The 6,978-nt window shown below is 46.5% G+C and carries 10 protein-coding genes; 5 read left to right on the forward strand and 5 right to left on the reverse strand.

All coding sequences use genetic code 11. The annotated features are described in order from the left end of the window. Window positions 1-8 precede the first annotated feature (8 nt). Both ACLFWI_RS23675 and psaM read right to left on the reverse strand, forming a co-directional pair. The gene (locus ACLFWI_RS23675) at window positions 9-401 is read right to left on the reverse strand and encodes a slr1601 family putative cell division protein (protein ID WP_446344938.1); all 393 of its coding nucleotides are present in this window, start codon (window positions 399-401) and stop codon (window positions 9-11) included. 531 nt (window positions 402-932) lie between these two features. After that, window positions 933-1,028 (reverse strand): photosystem I reaction center subunit XII, encoded by a 96-nt coding sequence (gene psaM, locus ACLFWI_RS23680; protein ID WP_071777246.1) that lies wholly within the window; start codon window positions 1,026-1,028, stop codon window positions 933-935. Window positions 1,029-1,202: 174 nt separating this feature from the next. Between psaM and ACLFWI_RS23685 the strand changes: the two genes are divergently transcribed. Further along, window positions 1,203-1,919 carry a TerC family protein gene (locus tag ACLFWI_RS23685; protein ID WP_446414963.1) on the forward strand — a complete coding sequence of 239 codons (717 nt, stop codon included), beginning with the start codon at window positions 1,203-1,205 and terminating at the stop codon, window positions 1,917-1,919. A 262-nt stretch (window positions 1,920-2,181) separates the two neighbouring features. Here ACLFWI_RS23685 and ACLFWI_RS23690 read toward each other — a convergent pair whose 3' ends face one another. Beyond that, the gene (locus tag ACLFWI_RS23690; protein WP_446414964.1) at window positions 2,182-3,156 is read right to left on the reverse strand and encodes an undecaprenyl-diphosphate phosphatase; all 975 of its coding nucleotides are present in this window, start codon (window positions 3,154-3,156) and stop codon (window positions 2,182-2,184) included. A gap of 220 nt (window positions 3,157-3,376) precedes the next feature. Here ACLFWI_RS23690 and ACLFWI_RS23695 point away from each other — a divergent pair, with 220 nt between their 5' ends. Beyond that, on the forward strand, window positions 3,377-4,111 hold the full coding sequence (locus tag ACLFWI_RS23695) for a DUF3120 domain-containing protein (RefSeq protein WP_446414965.1): 735 nt from the start codon (window positions 3,377-3,379) through the stop codon (window positions 4,109-4,111). Between the two features lie 152 nt (window positions 4,112-4,263). Next, the gene (locus tag ACLFWI_RS23700) at window positions 4,264-5,256 is read left to right on the forward strand and encodes an FHA domain-containing protein (RefSeq protein ID WP_446414966.1); all 993 of its coding nucleotides are present in this window, start codon (window positions 4,264-4,266) and stop codon (window positions 5,254-5,256) included. Here the strand turns inward: ACLFWI_RS23700 and lipB are convergent. Further along, a complete protein-coding gene (lipB, locus tag ACLFWI_RS23705; protein ID WP_446414967.1) occupies window positions 5,253-5,918 on the reverse strand; it encodes a lipoyl(octanoyl) transferase LipB in 666 nt (221 codons plus the stop codon). The genes ACLFWI_RS23700 and lipB overlap by 4 nt on opposite strands. Window positions 5,919-5,952: 34 nt before the next feature. Between lipB and ACLFWI_RS23710 the strand changes: the two genes are divergently transcribed. Both ACLFWI_RS23710 and ACLFWI_RS23715 read left to right on the forward strand, forming a co-directional pair. Continuing rightward, complete coding sequence (locus tag ACLFWI_RS23710) at window positions 5,953-6,195, forward strand: hypothetical protein (RefSeq protein WP_446414968.1); 243 nt, start codon at window positions 5,953-5,955, stop codon at window positions 6,193-6,195. 114 nt (window positions 6,196-6,309) lie between these two features. Continuing rightward, complete coding sequence (locus ACLFWI_RS23715) at window positions 6,310-6,492, forward strand: hypothetical protein (protein ID WP_446414969.1); 183 nt, start codon at window positions 6,310-6,312, stop codon at window positions 6,490-6,492. Window positions 6,493-6,762: 270 nt separating this feature from the next. Here ACLFWI_RS23715 and ACLFWI_RS23720 read toward each other — a convergent pair. Continuing rightward, window positions 6,763-6,978 (reverse strand): hypothetical protein (locus tag ACLFWI_RS23720; RefSeq protein ID WP_446414970.1); only part of this gene is annotated, 216 nt, incomplete at its 5' end.

Raw genomic sequence — 6,978 nt, forward strand, 5'->3', positions numbered from 1 at the left:
GCCCCTATTTAGTTATCGGGCATGAGACGTCGATCTTCCCAGACGACTTGACGCTGATTTGGATCAACCCGATAACTTTGATCTTGCATAACTCGTCTAGCTTGTGCCGGATCAAACGCTTCGCCGAAGTCATTGCGGAGTTTCTGAACCCGGCTTTGGGTGCGTTTCACTTCTGATCGTACTTCTTGTAACTTCGCCTTTTGGGACAGATGATAGGGCAACAGTTGTGCCAATCCCGCGATCGCGGCAGCACAAAGAATCAGATTTACCACTAATTTAACCGTAATTTCACCCGCCACAACGGAGTAGGAATGCCGCCGAGGACGACGCTCTTGGCGAGGAACCCTGCGGCGGGTTGGTAAAGGTTGCCGAGTGGGTCGAGAGGTTGGGATTGCATTCATCTCAATAAAAACTCGCTGGAGACTCCCGTTATCGTCTTTGATTTAGCGGCAGAGGAAAGCTCGGCAAAAAGTATCGCTTCCCTTGTACAAAAGTTGGTAAGACCCCTACCGCCTTATTGACTAACCTACCGCCTTATTGACTAACGACGTTTGACGCGCCAGCGTTCGCCTTTCGTCTGGATCTTTACAGACTCGTGCTTTTAAACTGTACGCCTAGGGGCTGATGGAACCTATGTCCGTTGCCAAAATGTTAACAATCGCTAACATTTTTTTCCGGCTTCATCCTGGCAGTGTCGGCACTCACCAGTCCAAAGACTGACACGACCGAGCTGGTCGTCTAAAGTTCAGATCATAGACGAAGAGTTTTCCGCAGGCAATACTCTGCTGAGGATAGTCAGATACCTTACAGCATTTTGCTGCCATTATCCGGAATTAGGAGATCAGGGGTGCAACTCAAACCGTATCCACAAGACAAGGGTTGACATCACACCCCTCATCCTTGCCAGTTCCCAGCCCGATTGAGAATGAGAACTACTTATAGAGTTCCGTAGCTAGACGGAAGGCTAAGATACCGGGAATGAGCGCTACGACGAGAGCGACGAAAACTTGGGTATCTGAAAGGGACATGGTTTACAAGCTCCTAATTAAACATCAATATGACTTTTAGTCTACTGGCTATTGCTCCGTTTTCGGCAGAAATTTCGGGCAACACGTTAAGATTAGTTAACAGAAGGCTCATAGTTGCCGAGCAAGTGCAGCTTACATCCTCGTCAATACTCGAACTCATTATTCATTTCATTAATGCTGGATCAAGTTTTTAACTTACCGTTCAATCTAGGAATAGAAGCCCCCTTAGTTCTGCTGATTTTAATCGCCCTAGAAGCGGTGCTGTCAGCTGATAATGCGATCGCGCTGGCAACAATTGCTCAAGGGTTAGAAGACAAACAACTCCAGCGACAGGCGCTGAACTTTGGCTTGGTGGTGGCTTATGTCCTGCGGATCAGCCTGATTCTGACAGCAACGTGGGTGGTCAAGTTTTGGCAATTTGAACTCCTCGGTGCTGCTTATTTGCTTTGGTTAGTCTTCGAGCATTTCACCTCAGAGGAAGATGAACAACATCACCATCATGGACCCCGATTTACATCGCTGTGGCAAGTGATTCCCCTGATCGCCATTACGGATCTAGCATTTTCCTTAGATAGTGTCACCACCGCGATCGCGATTTCTGACCAAATCTGGCTGGTTCTGGCAGGTGGCACCATCGGTGTGATTACCCTACGGTTTATGGCAGGTTTATTCATCCGCTGGCTACAGGAGTATGTCAATCTGGAGGATGCAGGTTACATTACCGTCGGTATAGTCGGATTGCGACTTTTGGTTCGGGCGATTAATCCAGAATTCGTGCCGCCCGAATGGTTAATGATTACCATTATTGCCTTGATCTTCCTGTGGGGATTTGCCCAACGCACGAATGAAGCTGACAACTCACTACCAGAAGTTAATGAACAGCCTGAATAAGTCGGTGGGAAAAATTAAAGTTAATGGCGAGGATCGTCATCTGTCATTTGTTATACTCGCTCCCTTGAGAAGCAAACTACGTCATTTGTGATAATTGAACGGTTAGGTCGGGGCGGGTTTAGTTATATCAGGGTGACAACGAAACGTTAGTGGTAAAACCCGCCCCTACAAAAGATGTTTCATCGGAACGTCTCTGCTTCCCAGACGCGCCATGGCGCGTCTCTACATGCTCCCCCTCACCACAACACTTATTCAGCAGCCCCTAACTATCGGGCATTACCCCGGCGATAATCGCGGCTAAAATTGCCATACCAAAGGCGACGCGATACCAGACAAAGATCCAAGTGTTTGAGGTTTGTAGGTAACGAATCAGCCACGCGATCGCAGCATAAGAAAATACGGCTGATGATATCACACCCACGGTGAGAGGCATGAATCCCCCCTGCCCAACTCCGGATTCTAATAAATCTTTTAACTCGACTAACCCCGCTAGGGTAATCGCTGGAATACCCAATAAAAAGGAAAAGCGGGCGGCTGTTCCTCGTTCTAATCTCATAAATAAGCCGGCTGTAATTGTTGAACCCGATCGCGATACGCCAGGAACGAGTGCCAAGGCTTGAGCAAATCCCATCAAGATGCCATCCTGCATCCCCAATTTATCGAAATTGCGCTCTCTAGTACCGATTTTTTCGGCAACACCCAACAGCAGCCCCATAAAAATTGAAGCACAAGCGATCGCGACGGTACTTCGCAGGGGCGAATTATCAAAATCTGGAATAAATATCTTAATTAACAAGCCACAGAAGACAATCGGTAAAGTACCCAAGCCGATACCCACCGCCATGCGAAAATCGTTGGCTTGGTAATCCCTCCTCTGAATTGCTTTAATCGTGCCTGTGGAAATTTGCCATAAGTCTGACCAAAAATACCACAGCACAGCGGCAATACTTCCCAGTTGAATAATCGCCGTAAAAGCCACCCCTGGATCACCCCAGCCTAATACCACAGGTACGACTTTTAAATGCGCTGTACTGCTAATCGGGATAAACTCCGTTAACCCCTGCACCATTCCCAGTACCAACGCCTGAACAATGTTCATCTGGGAGGTGGATTGGGTGGTGGGTACGGCTACGTCTGTGGATAAGCTGGTGGCAAAACTCTTCAACGGTATGGTGAGTAAGGCACTCAGAAGGCTAATCCTTAAAAATTTGAACCACCGCCACTGCAATTTGATCATGTATGTCTTTGAAGTAAAATTCCCAATCCCCAATCACTAATCACCAGTCACTAGCATTAATCGAAATTCTGGCATAGCTTGATCGCGATCGCAAACTCTCTGGAGGTGCTCGCCTTACCCTATAATATTTCACATCCCCCTAGGGGGGATAACAATCATGATATATTGAGATATGTAAACATAAGTAAAGAAAATTAAAGAAATCGTGTTTCGCAATAGTATGTTTTCTGATACATCCTCCAACTACTCCAATCCATCAGAAGAGGTTTGGCTTTTGATGTCAATCCGTAGCCCCCTGATAGGTATAGGCTCAAAAGCTAGAGTGCAAGGCTGGTGGCTGTTTGCTGCTGCCTCATTTCTGGTTTCTGTGCCTGTGTTTGTGCAAGCGCCATTAGTCCGGCAACTTCCCTGGTTGAGTTTACTGTTGACCTTAGGATGGATATGGCTGGGATTCAAGCTACTGGCGCGTCCAAGGATGCGAGTATGGGGAGATTTGTTACTAGGTTTTAGTTGGTGCTGGCTAGCCGGTTCAATCTATTGGGGCTGGCTGCGGACTGAACCTCTGTTACATTTACCCATCGAAGCCATTGGTCTACCGTTTGCCCTTTGGGGGTTATGGCGGGGTAGAGGCGCTGTAGGTAATTTGTTTTACCTGGGTTCTCTGTTCGGGACGGCTCTCACCGATGTATATTTTTATTTAACGGATTTGATTCCCTACTGGCGTCAAATCATGGACGTTGATCCAGCCTTGATCACCCCGATCTTGCAAGAGGCGATCGCACAAGTACAAACCCCTTGGGGAATTAGCTGGGCAGCGGTTTTAGGATGTACACTAGGATTAGTAGGATGTGGGGTATTGACCCGAGGGCGATTGCCGTGGTGGGCATTTAGTGGGGCAGTATTGAGTACAATTTTGGTAGATAGCCTATTTTGGCTAGCAGCTACAATGCAATAAAAGCTCATGAATGTCTACAGTAAACAAATATTGACATCAAACCATAAGGGCAGTGAAGTTTCCGGAATCACTCGTTTGGCTTAAGAATGCATCTACTAGGATATACACTTAATCCTCTGTTTATTTTTTAACCCGTCGTTGCTTCTGTGCCTGTGGTGACTCTACGATCCACTCCCTATTTACTTCTACCGACTGAGACTGGTAACCGCTACCTCCCCCTGGTGGGTAGTAACTGCTGGACAGTTGGTCGCGGAGATGATAACAATTTTGTCCTCTCAGATCGTTGGATTTCCCGAAATCACGCGATGTTACAGTGTACTGAAACTGGTGATTTCTATCTAATTGATTTGGGAAGTCGCAATGGTTCTTTCGTGAATGGACGCCGAGTGAGTATTCCGGTGACATTACGAAATGGCGATCAGCTGATGTTTGGTCAGACTGAACTGGAATTTCATTCACCATCCGATACCCGTACCCGCGATTATAGCCAACCTGCAAGTAGTGAAACCCTAACCTCTACGTTACATGTGCGCCGCCTTATGTCGGTGATGGTGGTGGATATCCGTGACTTTACGGTTCTAACTCGCCAACTGGATGAAAAGATTCTCTCTGCCGTGATTGGCACCTGGTTTCGCCAATCGGGAAATATTATCCGCAAATCGGGAAGTTGGGTGGATAAATATATTGGCGATGCGGTGATGGCAATTTGGTTTCATGGGCATAAAGGGGTGAGTAAAGACGAAGCCATTAATGTTTTGCAAGCGGTTAGCGATTTGCACAGGATGACGGCATCCCTTTCCAGCCAATACCCCCTACCTTTCCCGCTACGCATTGGCACGGGAGTAAATACGGGTTATGCGATGGTGGGAAATACGGGCAGTGGCGATCGCCCTGATTATACAGCAATTGGCGATACAGTGAATGCGGCGTTTCGTCTGGAGTCGGCGACGAAACAAATTGGTCTGGATATTGCTTTGGGAGAAGATACCTATAGTTATCTGGAACAGCTAGGATACAACAATCTGGGCTTTAAACAACATATTGTTAGCCTGAAAGGGTATGAGAAGCCAACTACCACTTATGCGGGAACCTATGCTGATCTGAATAAGTTCTTAGCGACTCGCTGTTCGGAAAACTTGACTTAAACCGGGTTAAATCGGTCTGAGTTGTGATACCTAACCTGGAAAACCTCGGCAAACTTGGCAATTACTATGGGGCGGACTTGGTCTACGGTAATATTAGGAATAAACTGGGCAAGACTACCCACTGGTTTATCGGCAATTCCACAAGGGACAATGCGCTTAAACCCGCTTAAGTCGGGGTCAACATTTAGGGCAAAGCCGTGCATGGTAATCCAACGACTAACTTTAATGCCAATGGCGGCAACCTTGCGTCCCTCAAGCCAAACACCAGTCATCCCAGTTTCGCGATCGCCTTTGAGTCCATAAACCGCCAAAACCTCAATTAAGACGGCTTCTAACTGTCGCAGATACCAATGTAAATCTTGCTGATAATATCGTAGATTGAGAATGGGATAACCGACGAGTTGACCAGGACAATGGTAAGTGACTTCACCTCCCCGTTCTATACGGTGAACCTCCCAATCAGCTTCTGCGGGGTTGAACTTGAGGAAGTCTAAACTTGCACCTTGACCTAAAGTATAGACTGGTGGATGTTCCATTAATAAGAGAACATCATCAAGGGTGGGATCGTTAATCCGTTGTGACAGGAGCGATCGCTGTTGTTCCCAGGCGACGGTATACGGTATAAGTCCTTGATTGTATAGTAAGCATTGACGTTGTGCCATTCACGTCCTATTCTCTGAAGATAACTTACCTATTATGAAAGACAAACTTATCTATTGGGTAAATCAGTTATTAGTTGCTGATTTCTTCCTGGTTTTATTCAGCTTCTTCTGGTTCGCGATCGCGCTGTTGGGGCGATCGGTGGGTGTTTCACTGGGATTAGACGTGTGGTATAGCTTGTGGAACCCTGTCTTTACACCCGCGATCGGTCTTTTAATGGCAGGTGCGCTGTTAACTGGACTGATGAACCAGATTAACAAGCGCTTGAACTCAGATTGAATCAAGAAAGCCTTTTATTGAATTTAATCGTTGGCACGTCTAGCCGTTAAATTCATCCAAGATGGATAAATGATATAGTCTAATCAGCAAAAATACTTAGTTAAACGAGAACCTATGACTTTTTTGCAACTTGCCGTCATTACCTGTCTCGCCTTTGTGTTGATCAAATTTACCGCCTCTTTCTTTGGCTATGGCAATAATCGCGTCTTAAATAGCTTGGTTACAGCCATCCTCGCTATTTTTGTCACCTTTGAACTGGTGAAGCTGCTACAGGCAATCTTCGTTAAATTAGGATAGGATGCTGTTGGGCGTTGAACTTGGGCAATAAATATACGTTATGATTTTCTATCCGTTTTAGCCATTCCAGGATGGGGGCGGTTAAAACCGCATCTACACAAACAAAACCTGCCTTCGCAGGTTTCTAACTTATAACTCATTCCCTGCACCAAATCAAAGATTATGGTGAGGGCTTTTAGTGCTGATCACAGATTACAGGGTGAGCTTCCTGGCAAAAAAGGGTGACATCTTCCTCACGCTCCCCTACAGTTACAGTGTAGGCTTCCTTTGTCACCGTTTTAGAACCCACATTTGGCAGATATTTAAACAGGATTCATAGCGATGAATTTGAACAAACACAAGCCTACGATTCTGTCGGGGCGACCCGCCTGCATCAATGAACACCACCCATCCATTCAATTGTATCGGGTCGCCCTTTACTTCAATGGCGTCTGAATTCCCAACCCGCGATCGCATCCTATCAGAAAGCGATTCAAATTCAACCCG

It is taken from the genome of Coleofasciculus sp. (assembly GCF_046539235.1).
GTDB lineage: Bacteria > Cyanobacteriota > Cyanobacteriia > Cyanobacteriales > Coleofasciculaceae > Coleofasciculus.